We start from the raw sequence: 25,608 nt of genomic DNA, 5'->3' as shown, positions 1-25,608 counted from the left end.
CTTCCGGCCCGCCACGCTCACCGGCCGGAGCGAGCGGAGTCGCCCGTGCGGCGAACGTCCGGGCAGTTCTCCGTGGGCGGGATTCCGCCGAACGAGGGGACTTCTTCAGAAGAACGTGCGCACCATGTCCACGACGGTTTCGCCGTCGACGACCGGAATCAGCGCCCACTTGTCGAAGACCGTGCACGGGTGGGAGAGACCGAATCCGATCCAGTCTCCGGTCCGCGTTCCGGCATCGCGCACTGACAGGAACGCGTGCTGGTCGGCCAGCGACCGCACCTCGCACGAACCGGCGGGCAGCGGCCGCACTTCGCCGTCCGCGCCGCGGATCACCTGCGGCTCCGGTAGCTCCTGATCGAACGACACGTCGCGACGACCCATCGTGATCAGCGCGAGGCCGGGCTCGGGATGGGAGGTGATCTGGCCCCAGACCCGCATCACGGGTCGAAACGGCGCTTCCTCTCCCGCCAGCCGGTGTTCGCGGCCGAACGGGGAGCGAACCCGGTAGAAACCGTCGTCGTGCACCAGGTAGCCGCCGCTGCGCAGTACCGGAACCACCGGCAGGTCCGCAGGCCACGGGGCGGTGATCGCTTCGGCGACCTGGTCGAAGTAGGCGCTGCCTCCCGCGGTCACGATCACCTCGTCCAGCCCGTCGAAACACCCCGCCGCGGCGAGTTCGGCGACCAGATCGTGCATCCGGCGCATGTAGATGTCCACCGCGTCCAGTGCCCGGCCACTGACGTCCCCGGCCACCGCACCTTCATATCCACCCGCCCCGACCAGCCGAAGCATCGGGCTGTCGGCCACCGCGTCGGCGACCTCGCGTGCTTGCTCGAACGTGCGGGCGCCGGTCCGAGCACCGTCGCTTCCGAGTTCGACGATCACATCGACCTGCCGGGCGGCTCCACATCGGGTCAGCTCTTCGGACATGAGGCGCACACCTGGCACCGAGTCCACGAAGCAGCTGAAGGAGAAGTTCGGGTGCGCGTCGAGTTCGGCGGCCAGCCATGCCAGACCGTTGCGGTCCAGCAGCTGGTTGGCGAACAGTATTCGGTCCACGCCGAAGGCCCGGTACACCCGCAGTTGGCTGATGTTGGCCGCGGTGATCCCCCAGGAACCCTGTTCCAGCTGCCGTCGGAACAGCTGCGGGGCCATGGTCGTCTTGCCGTGCGGGGCGAGTTGGAGGCCGTGGCTCGCGCACCACTCGGACATGGTGCGCAGATTGTGCCGGATGGCGTGCTCGTCGAGAGTCAGCAGCGGCCCGACGAACCCGCTGTCGAAGATATTCGGTCGTTGCGCGAGGAAACCTCCGATCGTCTGGCCGAACGCCTGCGACGGCATGCCCTTGAATCGCCAGTCGATGCGTTCGTCCTGCAGCGCGCGAACCGCTTCGCCGTCGATTCCCGGTGCCGACACGCGGACCTCCATTGCAGAAAGCGCCAACAACGTTGCGCACTGTGACAGATTGGTGTGTACCACTCGCGGAAACAGCGCGTCAACGGAAGGAGCGAGCGGTGAACCAGAGCTTGGCACGAGGACTTCATCGACCGCATCACGTCGGCAACATCGGAGAAAGGATGCCTGATGGACAGGATCGTGATCAGTACTGACCGAGCCCCGAAACCTCCCGCGAACGTCCCGCTGTCGCAGGGAGTCCGCAAGGGCAACATCGTGCAGGTCTCCGGGCAGACCGCGGTGAACCCCGGGACCGGCGTCGTCATCGAGGGCGGGGTCCCCGAGCAGACCGAGCAATGCCTGCGGAACGTTATCGCGGTCCTGGAAGCGGAGGGCGCCTCGTTGCGGGATGTCGTGATGCTGCGGGTGTATCTGACCGATACTGCGCAGTTCGCCGAGATGAACGAGACCTGCGCGCGGGTCGTCGGCGAGCCGTGCCCGGCCCGGACCACCGTGTACGTCGACCTTCCCGCCGGGCTGCTGGTGGAGATCGACGCTCTCGCGGTCCTGGACGGCTGACCGGGCTCGGCGCTGCCGAGGTTGCCGGGCCCGATGCGGACGACCCCTGCGCGTCCGTATCGAGCCCGGCCCGGATTCAGCGGGGCCTGCTCACGATTCGACCTGACTCAGGTGGACGCGCCCGGACTCGTCGACGTCCCAACCCGGGTTGTGGCAGATTTCCCAGAGCACCCCGTTGGGGTCTGCGATATGGCCGTGGAAACCGCCGAACGCGGCGCGCTGCGGCGGTTTCACGATCCTCCCGCCCGCCTGGACGGCGGTCGAGACCACCGCTTCGACCTCTTCGGGGCTGGCCACGTTGTGCGCCAGGGTGATGCCCCCGGTGCCCGTGTCGGTGACGGCTCCGTCGACGTCGGATCGGAATTTCTCGGCGGCGAAGAGACCGAGGACGAGCCCCGGCCCCACCTGAAAGAAGATGATCTCGTCGGGTACGTCGAGCAGTGGTTGCCAACCCAGGCCATCGCGGTAGAACGCACGCGCCGCGGCCAGGTCCGGCGTGGCGAGCGTGATGAAGTGCACTCTCGGGTCCATGGAGCGGATTCTGACAGCCGGACGGGAGTTCGCACCGGACGAAACGGCGATCCGTTCGAACCGGCGTGCTCCGCTCGTTCCCGCCCGGCCGCCGTGACGGCTCGTGGGTCGGGACGTTGGGCCGTGTCCCAACTGGTCCCGAGGGAGTGACGATGGCTCCGTAACGGCTTTTCGACGCCGGCTGGAGGACATCATGAGTGCTCCTAGCATCGAGCAGTGGCGACTCCGAGGTACGTGGTTCGACGCCTGCAAGTGCGAGATCCCGTGCCCGTGTTCGTTCGCCCGGCCACCCACCTACGGGGACTGCGAAGGGGTGCTGCTGTGGCAGCTCAATGAAGGGAACTACGGCAGCACACGGCTCGACGATCTGAACGTCGCGATGCTCGGTTCGTTCATCGGCAACGTCTGGGGAGAGCACAGCGATGCCCACGCCGCGGTGTTCCTCGACGAGCGGGCGGACCAGCAGCAGCGAGCCGCGCTCCAACTGATCTTCGGCGGCCAGGCGGGCGGCTGGCCACAGCAGTTCACCGAACTGTTCGGCGCGGAAGTCCTCGGTGTGGAGTTCGGGGCGATCGAGTCCGTGATCGACGACGACCTGGCCTCGTGGCGGGTGCGTATACCGGGGCGTTTCGAAGTCGTGGTGGAGGCGTTGACCGGCCCGACGGCGGACGAGAACAGTCGGGTGCAGGTGCACAACCTGCCGGGCTCCGAGGTCGGTCCCGATCAACCTCCGGCGACCTGGGGCAAGGCGATCCAGAACCGGGTCGGCGCCTTCGGGTACGACTGGGACTACGCGGGCCGTTCGAGCAAGCTCATCCCGTTCGACTGGTCGGGTCCGGACCGGACATGATCGGACGGCTGGGGGCCCGCGGCGTACCGGAACCGCGTTCGTGGTCGAAAACCGAGTTGCTGCTGGCCGGAGTGCTGCTCGGGTTGGCCGCACTGGCTTGGCTGCTGACCGTAGGCCTGACCATGCCCGGTATGCGCAGCGGCGTTCTGACCGGAGCCGGAGGCCACGACGGCATGTCCGGTTCGTTGCCCACCGGGCTGTTCCTGGTGACCTGGGTGGTCATGATGGCCGCGATGATGCTGCCGGGAATCATCCCGTTCACGGTCCGAATCAGCCGGATGGTGAGTGCGGGCGCGGCCACTATCGTCGCGCTCACCGCCGGGTACCTGCTCGTATGGGGCGTCACCGGGGTCTTTGCCCACGGGGTGCTGCGCCTCTTCGACGTGTTGGCTACCGGTGAACGGACGGGTGTGTGGGTGGGGGCTGTTGTCCTGATCCTGGCGGGGGTCTACCAGTTCACGCCGCTGAAGCGGTGGTGCCTGGTGCGATGTCGTTCGCCGCTGGCGCTGGTCGTGCGGTACGGCCCCGCGGTGGCGACCAGCCGAACGGGCGCGTTGTCGGCCGGTATTCGGCACGGTGGTTACTGCCTGGGGTGCTGCTGGGCTCTGATGCTCGTCCTGCTCGCAGCCGGAGCGATGAGCCTGGTGTGGATGGCGCTCATCGCGGCGGTGATCACCCTGGAGAAAGCGCTACCGCGCAGTGGTCTGTTCGACGTCGGACTCGGGGTGGTACTGCTCGGTCTCGGCGGGCTCGTCCTGGTGCTACCGGGGCTCGTTGCTTGAGCGCTCCGGTACCGACCGCCCGGTGGCGACGGGGCCCGGCGCCACCGGGTTGTGGTGGTTCGAGGGATTCAGTGGACGGGGCCGGTGTATTTCTCGCCGGGACCTTGCCCGGGCGGGTCCGGCACGGCCGAAGCCTCGCGAAATGCGCGCTGCAGGCTCTGCAGACCGTCGCGGATCGGAGCGGCGTGGATGCCCAGGTACTCGACGGATGCGGTCACCAGGCCGGCCAGGGCGGTGATCAGCCTGCGCGCTTCGTCCAGGTCGCGGGCCGGTGCTCCCTCCGGATCGTCCTCGGCCAGACCCAGTTTCTCGGCAGCCGACGACATCAGCATCACCGCAGCCCGGCTGATCACCTCGACGCTGGGAACATCGACGAGCTCGCGGATGTTGTGCTCGGTGTCCACGTTGTCGTTCTCGGCGGGCTGGCCGTCGAGCGGCCCCTCGGGGGGCTGGGGTGCATGCCGTTCCGTCACGGCTGGTAGCCTGGCATGAGCGACCAGCCCCCGCTAAGTCGGGGGCGGCAAAGTGGAGCCCCGCTCCCACCCGAATCGACCGTTTCAAAGGTCGTCGGGTTCCGGTCCCGCCTGGGATATTCCCTCGGTGGCGCGAACGGTACTGCGGGTACCTGTTCGATCGGTAGGAGTAGGGTTTCGTGGTCCGAATTGCTCGGAGCACGAAACGTCTGCGCCAGGGGCGAGCTTCACGCGCCGTGGTGTAGCACTGAAAGCCATCGAACCGAGGAGGCCCCATCAGCACGGAGACGCGCATCAACGACCGCATCCGCGTGCCGGAAGTCCGCTTGGTCGGACCGAACGGCGAACAGGTCGGCATCGTCCGCATCGAGGACGCGCTCCGGCTGGCGCAGGAAGCGGATCTGGACCTTGTCGAGGTCGCCCCGCAGGCGCGCCCGCCGGTCTGCAAGCTCATGGACTACGGCAAGTTCAAGTACGAGAGTGCGCAGAAGGCTCGCGAATCGCGCCGCAACCAGCAGCAGACCGTCATCAAGGAGCAGAAGCTCCGCCCGAAGATCGACCCGCACGACTACGAGACGAAGAAGGGGCATGTCTCCCGCTTCCTCGGACAGGGTCACAAGGTCAAGGTGACGATCATGTTCCGCGGTCGTGAGCAGTCGCGTCCCGAGCTGGGCTTTCGTCTTCTGCAGCGGCTGGCCGACGATGTCGCCGAGCTCGGCTTCATCGAGGCCAACCCGAAGCAGGACGGCCGAAACATGATCATGGTGCTCGCGCCGCACAAGACCAATAAGACCAAGGCCAAGGCGACCGCGTCGTGAGGTTCGGCGGACCCCGGTCCGTCGAGCGGCGACGCGAAACATGAGCCGGGTGGGAAGGTCGCAACACCGCTCCTGCCCGGCCCACGTATGAAAGAGGATGAAAGATGCCGAAGAACAAGACCCACAGCGGTGCGGCCAAGCGGTTCAAGGTGACCGGCTCGGGCAAGCTGCGTCGGGAGCAGGCCGGCCGTCGTCACATCCTGGAAAAGAAGTCCAGCCGGGTGACCCGGCGCCTGGAGGGCACCACCGAGGTGTCCGACAACGACGCCAAGCGCATCAACAAGATGCTGGGTCGCTGACCGGGTTACTTCCCCGGGTGAGTGGCTGTACGCAATTCGCTCACCAGTGATTTCCAGCTCCCACGCCGGGCGGTAACCCCGCCCCCGATGAGATCGACAGGACGGACCCGTGGCACGCGTCAAGCGGGCAGTGAATGCCCACAAGAAGCGCCGGAGTGTTCTCGAATCGGCCAGCGGCTACCGCGGTCAGCGCTCGAGGCTGTACCGCAAGGCCAAGGAGCAGATGCTCCATTCCCAGACTTACGCCTACCGCGACCGGCGTGCCCGCAAGGGCGAGTTCCGGAAGCTGTGGATCACCCGCATCAATGCCGCGACCCGGCAGAACGGCATGACCTACAACCGGTTCGTGCAGGGTCTGAAGGCAGCCGACGTCGAGGTCGACCGCAAGATCCTCGCCGACCTCGCCGTCCGCGACCCGCAGGCGTTCACCGCGCTCGTCGAGGTGGCACGCAAGAACGTGCCGGAAAGCTCGGCCTGATTTCCGAGGCTGCGCGACCGGAACAGCGACCCGGGCAAGGAGTGGCTCCGTTGACGGAGCGCTCCACCCGGGTCGCTGTTGCGCGCAAGCTCACTCGCCGCGCCGGTCGGGAACGCGCGGGTGCGTTCCTCGCCGAGGGCGCGCAGGCGGTGGGTGAAGCGCTGTCGGCCCACACCGACGGTGCGGCGCGTGTTCGAGAGGTGTTCGTCGTCGATGACGAACGGCACGGCGAACTGGTGACCAGAGCCCACGCCACACCGGTACCGGTGCACGTGGTGACCGAACGGGCGGCGGCCTCGCTGTCCGAAACGGTGACCCCGCAGGGGGTCGTCGCGGTGTGCGACCTGCCGCTTTCCACTCCGGCGGAGGCGCTTGCGGAGCGGCCGCGACTGGTTGCCGTTCTCGTCGGGATCTCCGATCCCGGGAATGCCGGAACGGTGGTCCGGGTTGCCGACGCGGCAGGTGCGGGCGCGGTGTTGTTCGCGGGTGACTCGGTCGACGCCTACAACGGCAAAGCCGTCCGCGCTTCCACCGGTAGCCTCTTCCACCTCCCGCTCGCCAGGCACCGCGACGTTTCGGCCGTTCTCGCCGAATGCCGCGCGGCTGGCTTGAGACTGGTGGGCGCGGATGGTTACGCGACGACCGACCTGGACACCGCCGACTCGCGTGGTGACCTGGCCGAGCCCACTGCCTGGGTGTTCGGTAGTGAGGCCCATGGTTTGTCGCCGGAGGTCGTGACCGAACTGGACACGACGCTGTCGGTGCCGCTGTACGGCAGAGCCGAGAGTTTGAACCTCGCTACGGCCGCGGCCGTGTGCCTGTACGCGTCCGCGCGCGGCCAGAACCGCCCGCGCTGATCCGAACCGACTGTGATCGCCGTGTCGCACACGGTCGACGAACACGCGGAGGATCGATGCTCGACGTAACCGAGTCGAGACCGTCGCATAGACTGTGGGGAACAGTTGCGGCACGAGTCCCATGCCCTCGCGCGGGTTCGCGGCCGAGGGCCGCGACATGGCACATCCGTCGGATCACGGGAGTTACGCCTTAAAGATGTCTGGAGCCAACGACCCGTACGACCCGAAGGAGGTCGCCGCGCTCTCCGCGGAAACGCTGGACAGCGCGGTGGCCGACGCGCGGGAGGCCTTCAAGGCTGCGGCCGATCTCGATGAGCTGGCAGCGGTGAAGCCCGCTCATCTGGGGGACCGTTCGCCGTTGCTGACGGCTAGACGCGAGATCGGCGCCTTGCCGCCGAAGGCCCGCTCCGAGGCCGGTAAGCGCGTGAACCAGGCCCGCGACTCGATCCAGAGCGCTTTCGACGAGCGTCGGGCGAACCTGCAAGCCGAGCGTGACGAACGCGTCCTGCGGGACGAGTCGGTCGACGTCACGCTGCCGTGGGACCGGACTCCACCCGGAGCCAGGCACCCGATGACACAGCTCATCGAGCACGTCGAGGACACCTTCGTGGCGATGGGCTGGGAGGTCGCCGAGGGGCCGGAGCTCGAAACCGAGTGGTTCAATTTCGACGCGTTGAACTTCGGCAAGGACCACCCGGCCCGCACCATGCAGGACACCTTCTACGTCGGGCCGGAGGACTCGGGCCTGGTGCTGCGCACCCACACCTCCCCGTCGCAGATCCGCGCGCTGTTGGATCGTGAGCTGCCGGTGTACGTGGTCTGCCCGGGCCGGACCTTCCGGACCGACGAATTGGACTCCACCCACACGCCGGTCTTCCATCAAGTGGAAGGGCTCGCCGTGGACAAGGGCCTCACGATGGGGCACCTGAAGGGCACCCTCGACGCGTTCGCCCGTGCGATGTTCGGTGCGGAGTCCCGAACCCGTCTTCGCCCGTCGTTCTTCCCGTTCACCGAGCCGTCCGCCGAGATGGACGTGTGGTTCCCGGAGAAGAAGGGCGGCGCAGGTTGGGTCGAGTGGGGTGGCTGCGGCATGGTCAACCCGAACGTGCTGCGTGCCTGCGGGCTCGACCCGAACGTGCACACGGGTTTCGCATTCGGCATGGGCTTGGAGCGCACCCTGCAGTTCCGCAACGGAATCCCGGACATGCGGGACATGGTGGAGGGTGATGTCCGCTTCACCGAGCCCTTCGGCCGCGGTCTCTGACATTCACTCCCGGTACCTACCATTGAACGAGAGAAGGGCCTGACCAAGTGCGGATCCCGGTTTCCTGGTTGGCCGAGCACCTTGAGCTGCCCGAGGACACGACCGCCGAGGCGCTGGCCGAAGCGTTCGTTCGGATCGGGCTGGAGGTCGAGGAGGTCACGTACCTCTCCTCGGTCCGTGGGCCGCTCGTCGTCGGCCGCGTGGTCGAGATCGAAGAACTCACCGGCTTCAAGAAGCCGATCCGGTTCTGCCGGGTGGAAGTGGGCGAGGCCGACTCAGGTGAGAAGAAGCTGCAGGGAATCGTCTGCGGCGCCACGAACTTCTCCGAAGGGGCGCTGGTTCCCGTCGCGCTCCCCGGAACGGTGTTGCCCGGCGGGTTCGAGATCACTTCGCGCAAGACCTACGGTCGCCCCAGCGAAGGCATGATCTGCTCGGCCAAGGAGCTGGGCATCGGTGAGGACCAGGACGGCATCCTCGTGTTGCCCGCCGGTGTCGCCGACCCCGGTGACGACGCGATCGAGCTGGTCGGCCTGAACGACGCGGTGATCGAACTCGACATCACGCCGGACCGCGGTTACTGCTTCTCGGTGCGCGGGCTGGCGCGGGAACTGTCCAACGCGCTCGACGTGCCCTTCGGCGACCCGGCTTCGATGTCGGTTCCGGAGGACCAGCGCCCGTCGCGTCCCGTCGACCTGCAGGATCCGAGCGCCTGCTCGCGGTTCGTGTTCCGCAGGGTCACCGGCGTCGATCCGACGGCGCCGACGCCGTGGTGGATGCGCAGGCGGCTCGCGTTGGCGGGAATCCGGTCGATCTCGCTGGCGGTGGACATCACCAACTACGTGATGCTCGAACTGGGGCAGCCGTTGCACGCGTGGGACGGCACGAAGCTCCAGGGCGATGTCGTCGTCCGGCGCGCCGTCGAGGGCGAGAAGCTGACGACGTTGGACGGCCTCGACCGGGAGCTCGACACGGACGACATCGTGATCTGCGACCAGTCCGGCCCGGTGTCGCTGGCCGGCGTCATGGGTGGCGCGAGCACCGAGATCGGCGAGTCGACCCACGACGTGCTGCTCGAAGCGGCCAACTGGGACCCGAAGAGCATCGCCAGGATGATCCGGCGTCACAAGCTGCCGAGCGAAGCGGGCAAGCGCTTCGAACGGGCGGTGGATCCGGCGATCGCCCCGGTCGCCACCGAACTCGCGGCACAACTACTCGTCCGCTACGGCGAAGGCACCATCGAGCCGGGGCGTACCGACGTGGGTGAACCGGCCAAGCCGGCACCGGTCACGATGCCGCTGGCGCTGCCGGACCGGATCGCCGGAGTCGGCTACGAGCGCGGTGTGACCGCGCGCAGGCTCACGCAGATCGGGTGCCGCATCGAGGTGAGTACCTCCGACGAAGGCGTCGGGTTGGTGACCGCGACTCCGCCGAGCTGGCGGCCGGACCTGACGCAGCCCGCGGACCTCGTGGAAGAAGTGCTGCGCATGGAGGGGTATCACACGATTCCCTCGGTGCTACCCGCCGCGCCCCCCGGTCGTGGGTTGACCGCCGAACAACGGAGGCGCCGCTCGGTCTCCCGTGCGCTGTCGGCCGATGGCTACGTCGAGGTCTTGCCGTTCCCGTTCACCAGCAGCGAGACGCTCGACAAGCTCAACGTGCCGGCGGAAGATCCGCGCAGGCGCACGCTGTCCCTGGTGAACGCGCTGGAGAGCGACCGGGCGGAGCTGGCGACCACGTTGTTGCCGGGGCTGCTGGACGCGTTGCAGCGCAACGTGTCGCGCGGTCAACGTGACCTTGCGCTGTTCCACATCGGGCAGGTGGTCCTTCCCGCGGAGCAGCAGCCGGCTGTTCCGGAGGTCGGGGTCGCCACCAAGCCGTCCGAGTCCGAGCTGGAAGCGCTGCGCGCATCGTTGCCTGTCCAACCGGCGCATGCGGCCGTGGTCCTGGCCGGCCAGCGCGAGTCTGCGGGCTGGTGGGGCAAGGGACGCGCGTCGAGCTGGGCCGATGCGGTGGAAGCCGCTCGGGCGGTCGCGTCGTCGGCGGGTGTGGAGCTGACGATCGACGCGGGTGATCACGCCCCGTGGCATCCGGGGCGTTGCGCGAGCCTGAAGGTGGGCGACGACGTGGTGGGCCACGCCGGTGAGCTGCACCCGAAGGTCGTCGAGGCGTTGGGGTTGCCGAAGCGCACCTGTGCGATGGAGATCGATCTCGACGCCCTGCCGTTGACCGATCCTCGTCCGGCGCCACAGCTCTCGGCGTACCCGCCGGTGCTGATGGACGTGGCGCTGGTCGTCGACGCCCAGTTGCCTGCCACCGAACTGATCGAGGTCATCCGTTCCAGCGGTGGTGAGCTGCTGGAGGACGTGCGGCTGTTCGACGTCTATTCCGGTGAGCAGGTCGGCGAGGGCAAGAAGTCGTTGGCGCTGGCCATGCGTTTTCGGGCGCACGACCGGACCTTGAAGCAGGAGGAGGCCACCGAGGCCCGCGATGCGGCGGTCGACGCCGCGAAGCAGGCCTTCGGCGCCACACTGCGAGCATGATCTGAGCAGGGTGCCTCCGAGGGTGAACACCTTCGGAGGCACCCTGCTTTTCGGTCGGAACCCCATTTCTTGCTCGTAACTCCGTCTTCGGTCGGCGCCGCCTTCGGTCGACCCTCGAAACGCGCTGCGACGACGCTCCACCACCCGCGCGGCGTGTTCTCCTGTTCCTGGGGCTGCGGAGCCGCGTTTCGGCATCGGATTGGCGGTTGTCGATGGTCAAACTGGATCGGTTGATCAACGTTCTGGGTGGGTACGGGGCACGGCTGTGCACGGCACCACCCGACCGGCAGGCTTGGCTGCGCGGAGTCGCGGTCTGCGATCCCGCCGAGGGGGATTCGAGCGCGAACGAAGTCCTACTGGCCATCGGAATCGATGCCGATCAGGACAGCGATCTGTTGGCCGAGACGCAAGCTGTTGTGGTCGTGTTCCGCCGCGAGCACATCGGTGATCCGGCGTTGGCGGTCGCGCGGGAGCGCGGCGTGGCCGTGGTGCTGGTCGACCCGGCCGTGTCCTGGGGGCAGGTCGCGGGCGTGATCTACGGTCTCGTCCTCGAGGGCCGCGAGACGGAGGCGGGGCGCGGTCCGACCGACCTGTTCACCCTGGCCGATTCGCTGGCGGAGTCGGTCGGAGGTCCGGTGACGATCGAAGATCACCATTCCGGGGTGCTCGCGTACTCCCGGTCGCAGGAGAGCGCTGATCGTGCGCGCTCGCAGACGATCCTCGGGCGTCGAGTTCCGGAACGCATCCGCCGGGAGCTCGACGCGCGGGGCGTTTTCGCGCACGTCGCGGTTTCCGACGACCCGCTGTTCGTGGAACCGATCGCCGAGGGCTTTCAAGGGCGCGTGGTGGCAGCGGTCCGGGCGGGGCGAGAACTGCTGGGCTCGATCTGGGTGGAGAGTCGACGTCCGCTGGAGAACAGCCACCGCGTCGCGCTCGTCGAGGGCGCTCGGACCGCAGCGCTGCACATGCTCCGCGCCCGAGCGAGCGCGGACCTCGAACGGCAGGTTGAATCCGACCTCGTACTGCGCGTGCTGGAGGGGAGCGCGGATGCGCAGGCGATCGTGAGTCGTCTCGGGTTGGCGGGTGAGCGATTCCGGGTAGTGGCGTTGCAGGTGCGCGCGCGTGGTGACCAGAGCGCAACGTTGCTCGCGTTCGAGGCTGCCACGGTGGGGTTCGGTTGGGCCCGCAGCACCCGCAGTGCGCTGTTCGCCAACACGGTGTACACGATCATGAACGGCGACGACGATCCGGAACGCGCGCTGGAGTGGGTTCGCGAGTTGGTGCGGGAGCTGCCCGCGGAGGTGGCGCTGTCCGCCGGTATCGGGGGAACCGCGGATGCGCTGCGATTGCAGGCGAGTCGTCAGGAGGCGGACGAGGCCTTGGCGGTGCACGCGGCGGATCCGGAACGGGCCGCCGTGGTGTATGACGAGGCGTGGCACGAGATACTGCTGTGGCGGTTGCGGGCCGCGGCATCAACTGGCCGTACGCCTTCGCGCGGGCCGATCGCGGAACTGCGCGGGTTCGACCGTGCGAACGGCACGCATTACGTGGCGACGTTGCGCGCGTGGCTGGAATGCCAGGGCGATGTGGGTGCGGCCGCATCGAGGTTGTCCGTGCACCCCAATACGGTGCGATACCGGATGCGGGGTATGGCCGGGGTGACCTCGCTACGGCTGGACGACCCGGAATCCAGACTCGCCATGATCATCGCTCTGGCGGCGACCTGAGGGAATTCCGGTGCTCGATGCCAGGGTGAACCCGCCTGGTCGTTTGTTCGGAATCGCCAATCGCGGACTCGTGAATTGTGCGAGACGGGCAAGCGTCTCGGGCCGGTGAGCGGTCATGCTCGATCCGTGATCCGAGATGGTGGAGGCGAGCATGCGTGCGGACGGTATTGACGGAGTTCCGCGCCGGGCCGTGGTGGTCGGTGCCGGTGTGGTCGGGCTGTCGACCGCGTGGTTCCTGCAGGAGCACGGGGTCGAGGTGACCGTGCTCGACCGCGAAGGCGTGGCCGCGGGGTCGTCGTGGGGTAATGCGGGCTACTTGTCACCCACGTTCTCCATTCCGTTGGCCGAACCGAGCGTGCTGCGCTACGGGACGCGTTCGCTGCTCGATCGGGACGCCCCGCTGTACGTGCCGGCCACGGTCGACCCCTCCTTGTGGTCGTTCCTGCTCTCGTTCGCCCGCCGCTGCACGAGCGGGGCGTGGAACCGGTCGATGCGGGCTTTCGTGCCGGTCAACTTCGAAGCGTTGGACGCGTTCGACGTGTTGGAGGCGGGGGGAGTGCGGGCGCCGACCGTGCCGGCTCCGATCACGGCGGCGTTCGAGAACTCGGATCAGGTCGAGGACTTGCGCCACGAGTTCGAACAGGTGCGGAAGGCCGGGCAGGACGTCGAGATCACCGAGCTGTCTCCATCGGAGGCCGGTGTCCCACAGTTGTCCTCGCGGATCACGTCCGTGCTGCGAGTGGATGGTCAGCGCTACGTCGATCCCGGCGAGTACGTGCGCGCATTGGCGTGTTCCGTGCAGAACCGGGGTGGTTCCATCCGCACCGGCTTCGAAGTCGACCGGGTCTTGCGGGGCAGCGGTCAGGTCGTGCTCACTTCCACCCGCGGTGATCACGTGTCGGCGGAGGCGGTGGTGCTGGCCACCGGCGCGTGGTTGACCGAGCTCGCCAAGCCGCTCGGGGTTCGGAAGCGGGTGCAGGCTGGGCGCGGATACTCCTTCACCGTGCCCACGGAACAGCCCGTCCCGGGGCCGATCTACCTGCCGGCGGCACGAGTTGCCTGCACGCCGTACCAGGGTGGTCTGCGGGTGGCGGGCACGATGGAGTTCCGTTCGCCCGATGCGGGGGTGTACCCGGAACGCATCGAGGCGATCGTGCGCTCGGCGCAACCGCTACTCGAAGGTGTGTCCTGGGAGGATCGCCGTGATGACTGGGTCGGGCCGCGCCCGGTCTCGTCGGACAGTCTGCCGCTGATCGGAGCCTCGGACATGCCGGGAGTGTTCGTCGCGGGTGGGCACGGGATGTGGGGACTCACCTTGGGGCCGCTGACCGGTCAACGGTTGGCCGAGCAGATCGTCTCCGGAAAGCAACCGGCCGAACTGCGCCCGTTCGACCCGCTACGTTGACCGCCCACGAACCTCCGGAACGGGAAGTCGAACGTCTCCGGAGGGAGAACCGCCTGCTCCGGGTGGAGAACGAGATGCTGCGGCGTATCGCCACCGAGTACGCGCTGGAGCGCCGGGACGGACTGATCTCGCCGGGGTCGGCATGACCTGAACGCCACCGGGAGATGACCGGTCGCTCTGGGGGTGGAGCAGCTCCGCGCCGCCGTTCTGCGTGGTCACCGCCGCGAAACGCACCCCGTTTGATTGATGTTGCATCAGGGTGCATAATTATCCGCATGACTGTACGGGTGGCAGTAGCGGGTGCCAGTGGCTACGCGGGCGGCGAACTCCTCCGTCTGCTCCTGGCACATCCAGAAGTCGAGATCGGAACCCTGACCGCGGGCGGTAACGCAGGCAGCGTGCTGGGGCAACACCAGCCCAATCTGCTCCCGCTGGCCGACCGCGTGCTGACCGAGACATCCGTCGAGGAACTGTCCGGACACGACGTCGTCTTCCTCGCCCTGCCGCACGGTCACTCCGGCGAGATCGCCGCCGCGATCGGCGACGACGTGACCGTCATCGACTGCGGTGCCGACCACCGGCTCAACGACCCCGCCGACTGGCAGCGCTGGTACGGCGGCGAGCACCCCGGAACCTGGCCCTACGGGATCCCGGAACTGCCGGGTGGCCGGGAAGGGTTGCGCGATGCGAACCGCATCGCGGTACCCGGTTGCTTCCCGACCGTTTCCTCCCTCGCGCTCGTGCCCGCTCTGGCGGCCGGCCTGGTGGAGCCCGAAGCGGTCGTGGTCGCGGTGACCGGGACCTCCGGTGCGGGCCGTGCGCTCAAACCGCACCTGCTCTCCGCCGAGGTCATGGGCTCGGCCAGCGTATACGGCGTCGGTGGCGCCCACCGGCACACGCCCGAGCTCATCCAGAACCTCAGCACAGCCGCGGGCGAACAGGTCAAGGTCTCCTTCACGCCGGTGCTGGCTCCGATGTCGAGGGGCATCCTCGCCACCTGCAGTGCGCCGCTGCGGGGTGACCTCGACGTGGCCGCCGCGCGCAAGATCTACCTCGACGCCTACGGCGACGAGCCCTTCGTGCACGTGCTGCCCGAGGGGGCCTGGCCGCAGACCGCGTCCACGCTCGGTGCCAACACCGTCCACATCCAGACCACCATCGACACCGACGCGCAGCGGCTCGTCGTGGTCGGCGCGGAGGACAACCTCACCAAGGGCACGGCGGGCGGCGCGGTCCAGTGCATGAACCTCGCGCTCGGTCTGCCGGAAACCACTGGACTGCCGCTCGCGGGGGTCGCGCCGTGAAGGTTCTCACCTGCCGTTGGCATACCGAAACGCTGGCCGTCGGGCTGCTCCCGGCCGGAGCGGAAGTCCAGGTCTCTCCGGACTCTCCGATTCGGGGCGAGCTCGTCACGGCGGCGGGTCGAACGGTCGTATTCCCGCACCGGAACGCCGGCGACCTCGTGCCGGAAGCCCGGGTGGAAGGCCCGTTCCGCGCCCTGGAAGTGGTCGGCCCCTTGGAATTCTCGCTGACCGGTGTGCTCACCGCTCTACTCGGTCCGTTGGCCGAAGCCGAGATCAGCATTTTCACCCTCTCCACTTTCGATACCGACTGGATTCTCGTTCCCGCTGGAGACACCGGCGCCGCGACGCGAGCGCTGAACGCAGCCGGGCACACCGTGATCACCGAGGAGCAGCAATGAGCGTGACCGGACCCGCCGGTTTCCGGGCGGCAGGCGTCGCCGCGGGCATCAAATCCAGCGGTGGTCGGGACCTGGCCCTGGTCGTCAACGACGGACCCCACCACACAGCGGCCGGAGTCTTCACGACCAACGAGGTCAAAGCCGCTCCGGTGCTGTGGTCCCAGCAGGTGTTGGAGGAACGCGAGCTGAGAGCTGTGGTGCTCAACTCCGGCGGCGCCAACGCCTGCACCGGGCCGAAGGGCTTCCAGGACACCCACGCGACAGCGGAGAAGGTCGCGGAGGTGCTGGGGACCGGGGCGATCGAGGTCGCGGTGTGCTCGACAGGTCTGATCGGCGAACTACTCCCCATGGACGCCGTACTGTCCGGTGTGGACTGTGCGGCCGAGTCGCTGGATGATGGCGACCAGGCGGCCACCGATGCGGCGACCGCGGTCCTGACCACCGACAGCAAGCCGAAACAGACGAGCGCGCACGGCGAGGGCTGGTCGATCGGCGGGTTCGTCAAGGGCGCCGGGATGCTCGCACCCAACCTCGCGACCATGCTCAGCGTGCTGACCACCGACGCGGTGATCAGCCCGGGCAATCTCGAAGGAGCCTTGCGCGCCGCGACCCGCGTGACCTTCGACCGGCTCGACGTCGACGGCGGCACCTCCACCAACGACACAGTGCTGCTGCTCGCGTCCGGAGCCTCCGGTGTGGAACCGACGCCGACCGAGTTCACCGAGCTGCTCACCACCGCGGGCGCCGACCTCGTCCGGCAGTTGCAGGCCGACGCCGAGGGGGCGACCAAGGCCATCGACATCACGGTGCGCGGCGCGCGAACCGAGGACGACGCGGTCCGGATCGGACGAGTCATCGCCGAGGACAACCTGGTCAAGACCGCCCTCTTCGGATCCGACCCCAACTGGGGGCGGATCGCGATGGCCACGGGCCGTGCCGGGGTCGGCATCGAGATGGACAAGGTGGAGATCGCCGCCAACGGTGTGACCCTGTTCTCGGGCGGAACCCAGGCCAAGGACCGCAGCGAGGCGGATCTCTCGGGCCGCGACATCGAAATCGTCGTCGACCTGAAGCTCGGAGAGCACGCGGCGACCATCCTCACCACCGACCTTTCCCACGGCTACGTCGAAGAGAACAGCGCGTACTCGTCATGACCGGAACCCAGAAACCCGCCGAAGAGCAGATGCCCGACCGCCTGGCAAGCGCGGCGGAGAAGGCCAGCGTCCTCATCGAGGCGCTTCCCTGGCTCGGCCGCTTCAGCGGCGCGACCGTCGTCATCAAGTTCGGCGGCAACGCCATGATCGACGACGATCTGAAGCACGCGTTCGCGCAGGACATGGTGTTCCTGCGACTGGCCGGACTGAACCCCGTCGTCGTTCACGGCGGCGGCCCGCAGATCACCTCCATGCTCGACCGCCTCGGCATGGAGGGCGAGTTCCGCGGTGGCCTGCGCGTGACCACGTCCGAGACGATGGACGTGGTCCGCATGGTCCTGGTCGGTCAGGTCGGACGAGAGCTCGTCGGCCTGATCAACCAGCACGGTCCCCACGCGGTCGGGATGTCCGGTGAAGACGCCCGGTTGTTCACCGCGGCGCGCCGCAGCGCCTTCGTCGATGGCGAAGCGGTCGATGTCGGGCTCGTCGGTGACGTGGTCTCGGTGAACCCGGATGCGGTGCTCGACGTGATCCGCGCAGGCCGGATCCCCGTGGTCTCCACCGTGGCCCCCGACGCCGACGGGGTGGTGCACAACGTCAACGCGGACACGGCGGCAGGCGCGCTCGCGGTCGCGTTGGAAGCGGAGAAGCTCGTCGTCCTCACCGACGTCGAAGGGCTGTACACCGACTGGCCCGACCAGTCCTCGCTGGTGTCGAGACTCGATGCCGACGAGCTGGAGGCACTGCTTCCGGGACTGTCCTCCGGCATGGTGCCGAAGATGGAAGCGTGCTTGCGAGCGGTCCGAGGTGGAGTGCCCCGTGCTCACGTGATCGACGGGCGGCTCGAGCACTCGGTGCTTCTCGAAGTGTTCACCAGCGCGGGCGTGGGCACGATGGTGCTGCCGGCAGAAGAGGAGAACGGCTGATGACATCTCAGGACAGTGGCAACGCAGCCGGCACGCAGCGCTGGCAGAGGTCCATGATGGACAACTACGGAACTCCCAAGCTGACCTTACTCAGCGGTTCGGGTTGCGAGGTCACCGACGCGGACGGACGTACCTACCTCGACCTGGTCGGGGGAATCGCGGTCAACGCGCTCGGCCACGCCCACCCGGCCGTGGTCGACGCGGTGACCGAGCAGGTCTCCCGGCTCGCCCACGTGTCCAACCTGTACGCGCACGACCCCGGGCTCCGACTGGCCGAAGAACTCCTGGCCCTGACGGGAGCAGGCGACCAGGGGAAGGTCCTGTTCTGCAACTCCGGCGGCGAAGCCAACGAAGCCGCTTTCAAGATCGCCAGGCGGACCGGCCGCACGAAGATCGTCGCGACCACCGGTGGTTTCCACGGCCGCACGATGGGCGCACTGGCCCTGACCGGCCAGCCCGGCAAGCAGGAGCCGTTCGCTCCGATGCCGCCCGGCGTCGTGCACGTGACCTACGGCGACCCGGCGGAGCTGGAAGCCGAGGTGGACGAGACCACGGCCGCGATCGTGCTCGAACCGATCCAGGGCGAGAACGGCGTGATCCTGCCCCCGGACGGATACCTTCAGCAGGCCCGTGAAATCGCCACGCGCAACGGCGCGCTGCTCGTCCTCGACGAAGTGCAAACCGGGGTCGGGCGCACCGGCTCCTGGTTCGCCTTCCAACGCGCCGGGATCGTGCCGGACGTCATTACGCTGGCCAAGGGACTGGGCGGCGGGCTCCCCCTCGGAGCGTGCATCGGCATCGGCGCGGCGGGAACGCTGCTCGCCGCCGGCCAGCACGGCACGACGTTCGGCGGGAACCCGGTGGCCTGCGCGGCAGCCCTCGCCGTACTCCGGACCATCACCGCGGAGGGATTGCTGGAGCACGTCGAACGTACCGGAAAAGACCTCGTCACGGGGATCCAGCAGTTGCACCACCCGATGATCACCGGAGTGCGCGGTGCGGGTCTGCTGATCGCCATCCAGCTGGCGAAACCCGCGGCGGCGAATATCGCCACGGCCGCGCAGGACGCCGGTTACCTGATCAACCCCGTGCAGCCGGACGTCCTGCGCCTGTGCCCACCACTGGTGCTCGAGACCGCGCAGGCGCAGCGACTGCTCGCCGACCTTCCCGAACTGCTCTCCCACGAGGTGAATGCGTGATGCCCCGGCACTTCCTGCGCGACGACGACCTGACTCCGCAAGAGCAGGCCGAGGTGCTCGACCTCGCAGCCCGGTTCAAAGCCGATCCGCACGGTTCGCGCCCGCTCGCCGACAAATCCATCGCGGTGATCTTCGAGAAGAACTCCACCCGCACGCGGATGTCCTTCGAAGTCGGCATCCACCAGCTCGGCGGACAGCCGATCGTCGTCGACGGGCGCATGATGCAGCTCGGCCGCGAGGAGACCATAGAAGACACCTCGCGGGTGCTCTCCCGTTATGTCGACGTCGTGGTGTGGCGCACCTTCGCCCAAGCCCGCATCGACGCGATGGCCGAGGGGTCGGCCGTCCCGGTCGTCAACGCCCTCACCGACGAATTCCACCCCTGCCAGGTGCTGGCGGACCTGCAGACCATCCGCGAACGGCACGGAAGCCTCGCGGGGCTGACGCTGACCTACCTCGGTGACGGCGCCAACAACATGGCGCACTCGCTGCTGGTCGGTGGCGCCAACGCGGGGATGCACGTGCGAGTCGGAGCCCCCACCGGGTTCGGTCCCTCCGGCTGGGCCTTGGCCGCCGCGAAGGAACGCGCCGCCGAAACCGGGGGATCCGTCGAGACGTTCCACGAACCCACCCCCTCGGTGGCGGGCGCGGACGTGCTGGTCACCGACTCCTGGACCTCGATGGGCCAGGAGAACGACGGGAAGGACCGGGTCAGCCCGTTCCGGCCGTTCCAGGTCAACGCAGAACTGCTCGCCGCCACCGGCAAGACCGACGTCAGCGTCCTGCACTGCCTGCCGGCACATCGCGGCTGGGAGATCACCGACGAGGTGCTCGACGGGTCGGCCAGCGCGGTGTTCGACGAGGCGGAGAATCGCCTGCACGCGCAGAAAGCCCTGCTCGCGTGGTTGGTGCAGCGACGATGACGACCAGGGTTGCACGGCAGGCACGCATCATCGAGCTCGTGGCCTCGATGGCGGTCCGGAGCCAGACCGAGCTGGCGAGGCTGCTCGCGGGAGACGGCATCGAAGTCACCCAGGCGACGTTGTCCCGCGACCTCGATGAGCTGGGTGCGGTCAAGCTGCGCGGCCCCGACGGCGGCGCAGCGGTCTACGTGGTCCCCGAGGACGGTAGTCCGGTGCGCGGAGTCCAGGGTGGGACGTCCAGGTTGTCCAGACTGCTCGGCGAACTGCTCGTCAGCGCGGACGGATCCGGAAACCTGACCGTGCTGCGCACCCCGCCTGGAGCCGCCCAGTTTCTGGCCAGTGCCATCGACCGGGCCGCGTTGCTGGAAGTCGTCGGAACGATCGCGGGCGACGACACCCTCATGGTCATCGCTCGCGAACCGCTCACCGGCCTGGACCTGGCCGAGCGGTTCAGCACCATGGCGGCAGGCGAGCAGCAGGACCCCGAAAGCGGGCCGGACGACGAGGACCCCGGCCGGCCACAACAAGACAGCGGTGTCAGCGATGACACGCGGACATCCCCATCACGAAGGAGCAACGAAAATGACTGAGCGGGTAGTGCTGGCCTACTCCGGTGGCCTGGACACCTCCGTGGCCATCGGGTGGATCGCCGAGGAAACCGGAGCCGAGGTCGTCGCCGTGGCGGTCGACGTCGGTCAGGGCGGCGAGGACCTCGAAGCCGTCCGCGAGCGAGCGCTGGAATGCGGGGCGGTAGAGGCCGTCGTGGCCGACGCCCGCGACGAGTACGCCGACCAGTACTGCCTGCCCGCGTTGCAGTCCAACGCGCTCTACATGGACAGGTACCCGCTGGTCTCGGCGATCTCCCGGCCGCTGATCGTCAAGCACCTCACCGACGCGGCCAAGGCCCACGGCGCGACCACCGTCTCGCACGGGTGCACCGGCAAGGGCAACGACCAGGTCCGCTTCGAGGTCGGCATCGGTGCGTTGGCCCCGGACCTGAAGGTCATGGCCCCGGTCCGTGACTTCGCCTGGACCCGGGAGAAGGCCATCGCCTGGGCCGAGGACCGCGATCTGCCGATCGACGTCAACAAGAAGTCGCCGTACTCGATCGACCAGAACGTGTGGGGCCGCGCCGTAGAGACCGGGTTCCTGGAGGACATCTGGAACGCCCCGGTCGAGGACGTCTACTCCTACACCGCGGACCCGAGCGTGCCGCGCGACCCCGACGAGCTGATCATCAGCTTCGACAAGGGTGTTCCGGTCGCCATCGACGGCGAGACGGTGACCGTGTTGCAGGCCATCGAACAGCTCAACCGTCGGGCCGGTGCCCAGGGCTACGGGCGGTTGGACATGGTCGAGGACCGGCTGGTGGGCATCAAGAGCCGCGAGATCTACGAGGCCCCTGGCGCGCTGGCACTGATCACCGCGCACCAGGAACTGGAGACCGTGACGCTGGAGCGCGACCTCGCCCGGTTCAAGCGCACCGCCGAACAGCGTTGGGGCGAGCTGGTCTACGACGGCTTGTGGTTCTCGCCGCTGAAGAAGTCCCTGGACGCGTTCATCACCGAGACCCAGCAGCACGTCAGCGGCGACATCCGGATGTCGCTGCACGGCGGACGGGCCGTGGTCAACGGCCGGCGGAGCGAGCAGTCCCTCTACGACTTCAACCTCGCCACTTACGACGAGGGCGACACCTTCGACCAGGAGCTGGCCAAGGGATTCGTGCAGTTGTGGGGCCTGCCCAGCAAGATCGCCGCGAAGCGCGACCAGGGTTGATCCTCTCTGCTCGTGGCTCGCTGTGCTCGGCGGGTCATTGAGCGGAACCTCGGGCGCCGCCTCGCTGCGGGATCCCCGACATCACGTACCACCTGTACGCGGCGTCGGGGCTGTCCTCGCGAGGCGACGCCCGAGAACCCGCGGCGATGGCGCCCGCGGGAGTGGCCTGAAGCGGCTTCGCAGCTTGCCCGACGGTGGTCCATCCATCTTCTGGAATCGAGCACCCGACAATCCAGTCCGACCTGATTAGCCGAGGAAAGCATCGTGACGCAGCAAGAACAGACTCAGCCGGGTGCGCCCACCAAACTCTGGGGTGGCCGGTTCGCCTCCGGCCCGGCCGAGGCGATGGCCGCACTGAGCCTGTCGACCCACTTCGACTGGCGACTCGCGCCCTACGACATCGCCGGTTCGCGCGCGCACGCCCGCGTGCTGCACCACGCGGATCTGCTGACGGCGGAAGAACTCGAACGCATGCTCGCGGGATTGGACGTGCTCGCCGCCGACGTCGAATCGGGCGAGTTCCAACCGGTCATCGATGACGAGGACGTGCACACCGCGCTGGAACGCGGCCTGCTCGAACGAGTGGGTCCCGAGCTCGGCGGCAAACTGCGCGCGGGGCGTTCCCGCAACGACCAGGTGGCCACCCTGTTCCGGATGTGGCTGCGGGACGCCACCCGCCGCGTCGCCACGGGCGTGCTCGACGTGGTGGACGCGCTGACCCGCCAGGCCGCGGCGCATCCGGAAGCGGTGCTGCCCGGACGCACCCACCTGCAACACGCACAACCGGTGTTGTTGGGCCACCACCTCCTCGCCCATTGCCAGGCGCTCCTGCGGGACGTGCAACGGTTCCGCGACTGGGATGCCCGCACCGCCTTCTCGCCTTACGGTTCCGGTGCGCTCGCCGGGGCTTCACTCGGACTGGACCCGCAGACGGTCGCCGCCGAACTGGGTTTCGACGGCGCCGTCGACAACTCGATCGACGGGACCTCGGCCCGTGATTTCGCGGCGGAGTCGGCATTCTGCATGTCGATGCTGGCGGTGAACCTCTCCCGAGTCGCCGAAGAAGTGATCATCTGGAACACCGCGGAATTCCGCTACATCACGCTCGACGACGCGTGGGCCACCGGTAGCTCGATCATGCCGCAGAAGAAGAACCCGGACGTCGCCGAACTCGCGCGCGGAAAGTCGGGACGACTGATCGGCAACCTCACGGGTCTGCTGAGCACGCTCAAAGCCCAGCCGCTCGCGTACAACCGCGACCTGCAGGAGGACAAGGAACCGGTCATCGACTCGGTCGAGCAGTTGGACCTGTTGCTGCCCGCGATGGCGGGCATGCTCGGAACCCTGACCTTCCACACCGATCGGCTCGCCGAATTGGCCCCGGCGGGCTTCACCCTCGCCACGGACATCGCCGAATGGCTGGTGCGGCAGGGCGTGCCGTTCCGGGTCGCGCACGAGGCGTCCGGGGAGTGCGTGCGGGCGGCCGAAGCTCGCGGCGTCGGGCTCGACGAGCTCACCGACGAGGAACTGGCCGCCGCCAACCCGGCGCTGACTCCAGCGGTGCGTGAGGTGCTCACCGTCGCCGGTTCGATCGCGTCCCGCGACTCGCACGGCGGAACCGCTCCCGACCGGGTGGCCGAACAGCGGCAGCGCGTCGAGCAAGCGGTGGCGACTCATCGGGAGTGGCTGGCCGACTGAGCCGGGGCGACCGCTCACGGGTGGTTCCCGTGTTTCACCGATACGGTGATCCGGCCGTGGGCGCGCTGATCACCGCGAATCGACAGGTACTGTGCGGGTCGTGAGCCAAGTGACGCGCGATGAACTGGGCCAGGACCCGCTGTGGGTGGCCAGGTGGCTACTCGGGTGCGAACTGCGCTCCGACAGTCCGCAGGGCGAGGTGCGCGTCCGGCTCGTCGAGGTGGAGGCGTACCGCGGTCACGACGACCCCGCCTCGCACTGCTATCGGGGGCGTACCGACCGCAATGCGGTCATGTTCGGTCCTGCCGGACATCTGTACGTCTATTTCGTCTACGGGATGCACTTCTGCATCAACGTCGTGTGCCTGACCGACGGCGTTCCCGGAGCGGTGCTGCTGCGAGCGGGGGAGATCGAGGTCGGCCACGAACTCGCCAAGCAGCGCCGTCCGTCGGTCCGGAAGGACGTGCAGCTGGCGAGTGGACCGGCCCGGCTCGCGGGGTCTCTGGGGATCACGCGTGAGCACAACGGCCTCGACCTCACCGATCCCGCCTCGCCGGTACGGCTCTACAACGGCTCGGACGTGGACGAGGACGACGTGCGCACCGGCCCGCGGGTCGGTGTGGCCGCGGCGATGGATCTTCCCTGGCGTTCTTGGGTGGACGGCTCGCCCTCGGTGAGCAGCTTCCGGCGTGGCGGACGTCGCCGGATCCGGGACCGGGCGTAATCCCGTTCGCGGCCATGCGCGAAACTGACCGACGTGAGTGAGCACATCCTTGACGAGCTGTCCTGGCGCGGTCTGATCGCGCAGTCCACCGACCTCGACGCACTGCGTCGCGAACTGGACGACGGGCCGCTCACTCTCTATGCCGGCTTCGACCCGACCGCGCCGAGCATGCATGCCGGGCACCTCGTGCCGATCCTGACGCTGCGGCGGTTCCAGTTGGCCGGACACCGGCCGGTCGCGCTCTCGGGCGGGGCCACCGGCATGATCGGGGACCCTCGGGACGTCGGTGAGCGAAACCTCCACGACCTCGACACGATTCGGGACTGGACCGAGCGCATCCACCGTCAGCTGCAGACCTTCCTGGACTTCGACGAGTCGTCGACCGGGGCGGTGATGGAGAACAACGCGGACTGGACGGCCGATCTGTCGGTCACGGAGTTTCTGCGCGACATCGGCAAGCACTTCTCGGTGAACACCATGCTCGCCCGCGACACGGTCAAACGCCGTCTGGAAACCGACGGCATGTCCTACACCGAGTTCAGCTACATGCTGCTGCAAGCCAACGACTACGTGCACCTGCACCGCAAGTACGGAACGCGGTTGCAGCTCGGTGGTTCCGACCAGTGGGGCAACATCGTCGCCGGAGTCGACCTGGTGCGAAAGCAGGAATCCGCGACAACGCATGCGCTGACCTTGCCGCTGGTGACCGACTCGGAGGGACGCAAGTTCGGCAAGTCCACCGGTGGCGGCAACGTGTGGCTCGACCCGAGCATGACCTCGCCGTACGCGTGGTACCAGTACTTCGTGAACAGCAACGACGCGGATGTCGGCAAGTACCTGCGGTTGTTCACCTTCCTCGGCCGCGAGGAGATCGAGGAACTCGAACGCGAGACCGCCGAGCGTCCGCAGTTGCGCGCCGGACAGCGTCGGCTCGCCGCGGAGCTGACGACGCTGGTGCATGGTCAGCAGCAGACCGAACAGGTCGTCGCGGCCAGCCAGGCGCTGTTCGGCCGAGGAGAACTCGGCGAATTGACCGAAAGCACCTTGGACGCTGCGATGGCGGAGGTTCCGACCGGCGAAGTGCGGTTGTCGGACGAGCCGACCATCGTGGATCTCCTGGTCGAAACCGGCCTCGTAGGGGGGAAGGGTGCCGCGCGGCGCACGATCAACGAGGGTGGTGCGTACGTCAACAACAGCAAAATCGCTGATGACACGTGGTCTCCCTCGAAGGCGGACCTGTTGCACGGACGATGGCTCATCGTCCGCCGTGGCAAGCGCAACACTGCAGGGGTTGCGGTGCTGTACTAGAGTTGCTCGCAGAGCCGGAAACGGTCGATGACCTGAGTCGTGTCGCTGACCTGCGCGTGATGGGGAAGTCGAAAGGTTTCGGTGTCTATGCGAGCCGATTTGACTCGGAGCGCATCGGCACGTACCTTGGTTCAGGTCAGCACGGAACAGGGCGGATTGCTTCGGACTTCGGGTTCGGGTTTTCGGACTGGGTGTTGATG

The 25,608-nt window shown here is 68.0% G+C and carries 27 protein-coding genes; 24 read left to right on the top strand and 3 right to left on the bottom strand.

Annotated features, from left to right (window positions below):
- Positions 1-105: 105 nt before the first annotated feature.
- On the bottom strand, positions 106-1,416 hold the full coding sequence (locus ACYVAN_RS22065; RefSeq protein WP_460962637.1) for an amino acid deaminase: 1,311 nt from the start codon (positions 1,414-1,416) through the stop codon (positions 106-108).
- Positions 1,417-1,584: 168 nt separating this feature from the next.
- Here ACYVAN_RS22065 and ACYVAN_RS22060 point away from each other — a divergent pair, with 168 nt between their 5' ends.
- A complete protein-coding gene (locus ACYVAN_RS22060; RefSeq protein ID WP_460962635.1) occupies positions 1,585-1,974 on the top strand; it encodes a RidA family protein in 390 nt (129 codons plus the stop codon).
- A 90-nt stretch (positions 1,975-2,064) separates the two neighbouring features.
- Here ACYVAN_RS22060 and ACYVAN_RS22055 read toward each other — a convergent pair whose 3' ends face one another.
- Positions 2,065-2,505: a VOC family protein gene (locus ACYVAN_RS22055; protein ID WP_460962633.1), complete on the bottom strand. Its 441-nt coding sequence runs from the start codon at positions 2,503-2,505 to the stop codon at positions 2,065-2,067.
- A 193-nt stretch (positions 2,506-2,698) separates the two neighbouring features.
- Here ACYVAN_RS22055 and ACYVAN_RS22050 point away from each other — a divergent pair, with 193 nt between their 5' ends.
- On the top strand, positions 2,699-3,355 hold the full coding sequence (locus tag ACYVAN_RS22050; protein ID WP_460962631.1) for a DUF1326 domain-containing protein: 657 nt from the start codon (positions 2,699-2,701) through the stop codon (positions 3,353-3,355).
- A complete protein-coding gene (locus ACYVAN_RS22045) occupies positions 3,352-4,137 on the top strand; it encodes a DUF2182 domain-containing protein (RefSeq protein WP_460962629.1) in 786 nt (261 codons plus the stop codon). The genes ACYVAN_RS22050 and ACYVAN_RS22045 overlap by 4 nt, the downstream gene beginning before the upstream one ends.
- 68 nt (positions 4,138-4,205) lie before the next feature.
- On the opposite strand, the gene ACYVAN_RS22040 is transcribed toward ACYVAN_RS22045, so the two are convergent.
- Positions 4,206-4,610, bottom strand: a complete 405-nt coding sequence (locus ACYVAN_RS22040; RefSeq protein ID WP_460962627.1) for a DUF1844 domain-containing protein — start codon at positions 4,608-4,610, stop codon at positions 4,206-4,208.
- A 275-nt stretch (positions 4,611-4,885) separates the two neighbouring features.
- On the opposite strand from ACYVAN_RS22040, the gene infC reads away from it, so the two are divergent.
- From infC to ACYVAN_RS21935, 21 genes are all read left to right on the top strand, one after another.
- Positions 4,886-5,428 (top strand): translation initiation factor IF-3, encoded by a 543-nt coding sequence (infC, locus tag ACYVAN_RS22035; RefSeq protein ID WP_460962914.1) that lies wholly within the window; start codon positions 4,886-4,888, stop codon positions 5,426-5,428.
- 104 nt (positions 5,429-5,532) lie between these two features.
- Positions 5,533-5,727, top strand: a complete 195-nt coding sequence (gene rpmI / locus ACYVAN_RS22030; RefSeq protein ID WP_460962625.1) for a 50S ribosomal protein L35 — start codon at positions 5,533-5,535, stop codon at positions 5,725-5,727.
- Between the two features lie 109 nt (positions 5,728-5,836).
- Entirely contained in the window at positions 5,837-6,205 is a 369-nt protein-coding gene (rplT, locus tag ACYVAN_RS22025; RefSeq protein ID WP_460962623.1) for a 50S ribosomal protein L20, read from the top strand.
- A gap of 50 nt (positions 6,206-6,255) precedes the next feature.
- Entirely contained in the window at positions 6,256-7,062 is an 807-nt protein-coding gene (locus ACYVAN_RS22020) for a TrmH family RNA methyltransferase (protein ID WP_460962621.1), read from the top strand.
- A 196-nt stretch (positions 7,063-7,258) separates the two neighbouring features.
- Positions 7,259-8,326: a phenylalanine--tRNA ligase subunit alpha gene (pheS, locus tag ACYVAN_RS22015; RefSeq protein ID WP_460962619.1), complete on the top strand. Its 1,068-nt coding sequence runs from the start codon at positions 7,259-7,261 to the stop codon at positions 8,324-8,326.
- A gap of 47 nt (positions 8,327-8,373) precedes the next feature.
- Entirely contained in the window at positions 8,374-10,866 is a 2,493-nt protein-coding gene (gene pheT / locus ACYVAN_RS22010) for a phenylalanine--tRNA ligase subunit beta (protein WP_460962618.1), read from the top strand.
- A 212-nt stretch (positions 10,867-11,078) separates the two neighbouring features.
- Complete coding sequence (locus ACYVAN_RS22005; protein ID WP_460962912.1) at positions 11,079-12,593, top strand: PucR family transcriptional regulator; 1,515 nt, start codon at positions 11,079-11,081, stop codon at positions 12,591-12,593.
- 151 nt (positions 12,594-12,744) lie between these two features.
- Positions 12,745-13,998 carry an NAD(P)/FAD-dependent oxidoreductase gene (locus tag ACYVAN_RS22000; protein ID WP_460962616.1) on the top strand — a complete coding sequence of 418 codons (1,254 nt, stop codon included), beginning with the start codon at positions 12,745-12,747 and terminating at the stop codon, positions 13,996-13,998.
- The gene (locus tag ACYVAN_RS21995; protein WP_460962615.1) at positions 13,995-14,144 is read left to right on the top strand and encodes a hypothetical protein; all 150 of its coding nucleotides are present in this window, start codon (positions 13,995-13,997) and stop codon (positions 14,142-14,144) included. The genes ACYVAN_RS22000 and ACYVAN_RS21995 overlap by 4 nt, the downstream gene beginning before the upstream one ends.
- A gap of 129 nt (positions 14,145-14,273) precedes the next feature.
- Entirely contained in the window at positions 14,274-15,302 is a 1,029-nt protein-coding gene (gene argC, locus ACYVAN_RS21990; protein WP_460962613.1) for an N-acetyl-gamma-glutamyl-phosphate reductase, read from the top strand.
- Positions 15,299-15,700 carry an ACT domain-containing protein gene (locus ACYVAN_RS21985; RefSeq protein WP_460962611.1) on the top strand — a complete coding sequence of 134 codons (402 nt, stop codon included), beginning with the start codon at positions 15,299-15,301 and terminating at the stop codon, positions 15,698-15,700. Before argC ends, ACYVAN_RS21985 begins: the two co-directional genes overlap by 4 nt.
- Complete coding sequence (argJ, locus tag ACYVAN_RS21980) at positions 15,697-16,854, top strand: bifunctional glutamate N-acetyltransferase/amino-acid acetyltransferase ArgJ (protein ID WP_460962610.1); 1,158 nt, start codon at positions 15,697-15,699, stop codon at positions 16,852-16,854. The genes ACYVAN_RS21985 and argJ overlap by 4 nt, the downstream gene beginning before the upstream one ends.
- Positions 16,851-17,780 (top strand): acetylglutamate kinase, encoded by a 930-nt coding sequence (argB, locus tag ACYVAN_RS21975; protein ID WP_460962608.1) that lies wholly within the window; start codon positions 16,851-16,853, stop codon positions 17,778-17,780. Before argJ ends, argB begins: the two co-directional genes overlap by 4 nt.
- On the top strand, positions 17,780-18,979 hold the full coding sequence (locus ACYVAN_RS21970) for an acetylornithine transaminase (RefSeq protein WP_460962606.1): 1,200 nt from the start codon (positions 17,780-17,782) through the stop codon (positions 18,977-18,979). Before argB ends, ACYVAN_RS21970 begins: the two co-directional genes overlap by 1 nt.
- Entirely contained in the window at positions 18,979-19,902 is a 924-nt protein-coding gene (gene argF / locus ACYVAN_RS21965) for an ornithine carbamoyltransferase (RefSeq protein ID WP_460962604.1), read from the top strand. The genes ACYVAN_RS21970 and argF overlap by 1 nt, the downstream gene beginning before the upstream one ends.
- Positions 19,899-20,492: an arginine repressor gene (locus ACYVAN_RS21960; protein WP_460962602.1), complete on the top strand. Its 594-nt coding sequence runs from the start codon at positions 19,899-19,901 to the stop codon at positions 20,490-20,492. The genes argF and ACYVAN_RS21960 overlap by 4 nt, the downstream gene beginning before the upstream one ends.
- A complete protein-coding gene (locus ACYVAN_RS21955) occupies positions 20,485-21,678 on the top strand; it encodes an argininosuccinate synthase (protein ID WP_460962600.1) in 1,194 nt (397 codons plus the stop codon). The genes ACYVAN_RS21960 and ACYVAN_RS21955 overlap by 8 nt, the downstream gene beginning before the upstream one ends.
- Before the next feature lie 264 nt (positions 21,679-21,942).
- Positions 21,943-23,376: an argininosuccinate lyase gene (argH, locus tag ACYVAN_RS21950; RefSeq protein ID WP_460962598.1), complete on the top strand. Its 1,434-nt coding sequence runs from the start codon at positions 21,943-21,945 to the stop codon at positions 23,374-23,376.
- A 100-nt stretch (positions 23,377-23,476) separates the two neighbouring features.
- Positions 23,477-24,100: a DNA-3-methyladenine glycosylase gene (locus tag ACYVAN_RS21945; RefSeq protein ID WP_460962596.1), complete on the top strand. Its 624-nt coding sequence runs from the start codon at positions 23,477-23,479 to the stop codon at positions 24,098-24,100.
- Positions 24,101-24,133: 33 nt separating this feature from the next.
- A complete protein-coding gene (tyrS, locus tag ACYVAN_RS21940; RefSeq protein ID WP_460962594.1) occupies positions 24,134-25,408 on the top strand; it encodes a tyrosine--tRNA ligase in 1,275 nt (424 codons plus the stop codon).
- 2 nt (positions 25,409-25,410) lie between these two features.
- A partial coding sequence (locus ACYVAN_RS21935; RefSeq protein ID WP_460962592.1) for a hypothetical protein occupies positions 25,411-25,608 on the top strand: 198 nt, incomplete at its 3' end.

This window comes from Parasphingorhabdus pacifica (assembly GCF_054779195.1).
This window is presented reverse-complemented; position numbering and strand designations above follow the sequence as displayed.

Excerpts from the sequence above, each read along its gene's own strand:
- ACYVAN_RS22060 (WP_460962635.1), top strand. The coding sequence starts at position 1,585 with ATGGACAGGATCGTGATCAGTACTGACCGAGCCCCGAAACCTCCCGCG.
- ACYVAN_RS22055 (WP_460962633.1), bottom strand. The coding sequence starts at position 2,505 with ATGGACCCGAGAGTGCACTTCATCACGCTCGCCACGCCGGACCTGGCC.
- ACYVAN_RS22050 (WP_460962631.1), top strand. The coding sequence starts at position 2,699 with ATGAGTGCTCCTAGCATCGAGCAGTGGCGACTCCGAGGTACGTGGTTC.
- ACYVAN_RS22045 (WP_460962629.1), top strand. The coding sequence starts at position 3,352 with ATGATCGGACGGCTGGGGGCCCGCGGCGTACCGGAACCGCGTTCGTGG.
- rpmI (WP_460962625.1), top strand. The coding sequence starts at position 5,533 with ATGCCGAAGAACAAGACCCACAGCGGTGCGGCCAAGCGGTTCAAGGTG.
- pheS (WP_460962619.1), top strand. The coding sequence starts at position 7,259 with ATGTCTGGAGCCAACGACCCGTACGACCCGAAGGAGGTCGCCGCGCTC.
- ACYVAN_RS22005 (WP_460962912.1), top strand. The coding sequence starts at position 11,079 with ATGGTCAAACTGGATCGGTTGATCAACGTTCTGGGTGGGTACGGGGCA.
- ACYVAN_RS22000 (WP_460962616.1), top strand. The coding sequence starts at position 12,745 with ATGCGTGCGGACGGTATTGACGGAGTTCCGCGCCGGGCCGTGGTGGTC.
- argC (WP_460962613.1), top strand. The coding sequence starts at position 14,274 with ATGACTGTACGGGTGGCAGTAGCGGGTGCCAGTGGCTACGCGGGCGGC.
- argJ (WP_460962610.1), top strand. The coding sequence starts at position 15,697 with ATGAGCGTGACCGGACCCGCCGGTTTCCGGGCGGCAGGCGTCGCCGCG.
- argB (WP_460962608.1), top strand. The coding sequence starts at position 16,851 with ATGACCGGAACCCAGAAACCCGCCGAAGAGCAGATGCCCGACCGCCTG.
- ACYVAN_RS21970 (WP_460962606.1), top strand. The coding sequence starts at position 17,780 with ATGACATCTCAGGACAGTGGCAACGCAGCCGGCACGCAGCGCTGGCAG.
- argF (WP_460962604.1), top strand. The coding sequence starts at position 18,979 with ATGCCCCGGCACTTCCTGCGCGACGACGACCTGACTCCGCAAGAGCAG.
- ACYVAN_RS21960 (WP_460962602.1), top strand. The coding sequence starts at position 19,899 with ATGACGACCAGGGTTGCACGGCAGGCACGCATCATCGAGCTCGTGGCC.
- ACYVAN_RS21955 (WP_460962600.1), top strand. The coding sequence starts at position 20,485 with ATGACTGAGCGGGTAGTGCTGGCCTACTCCGGTGGCCTGGACACCTCC.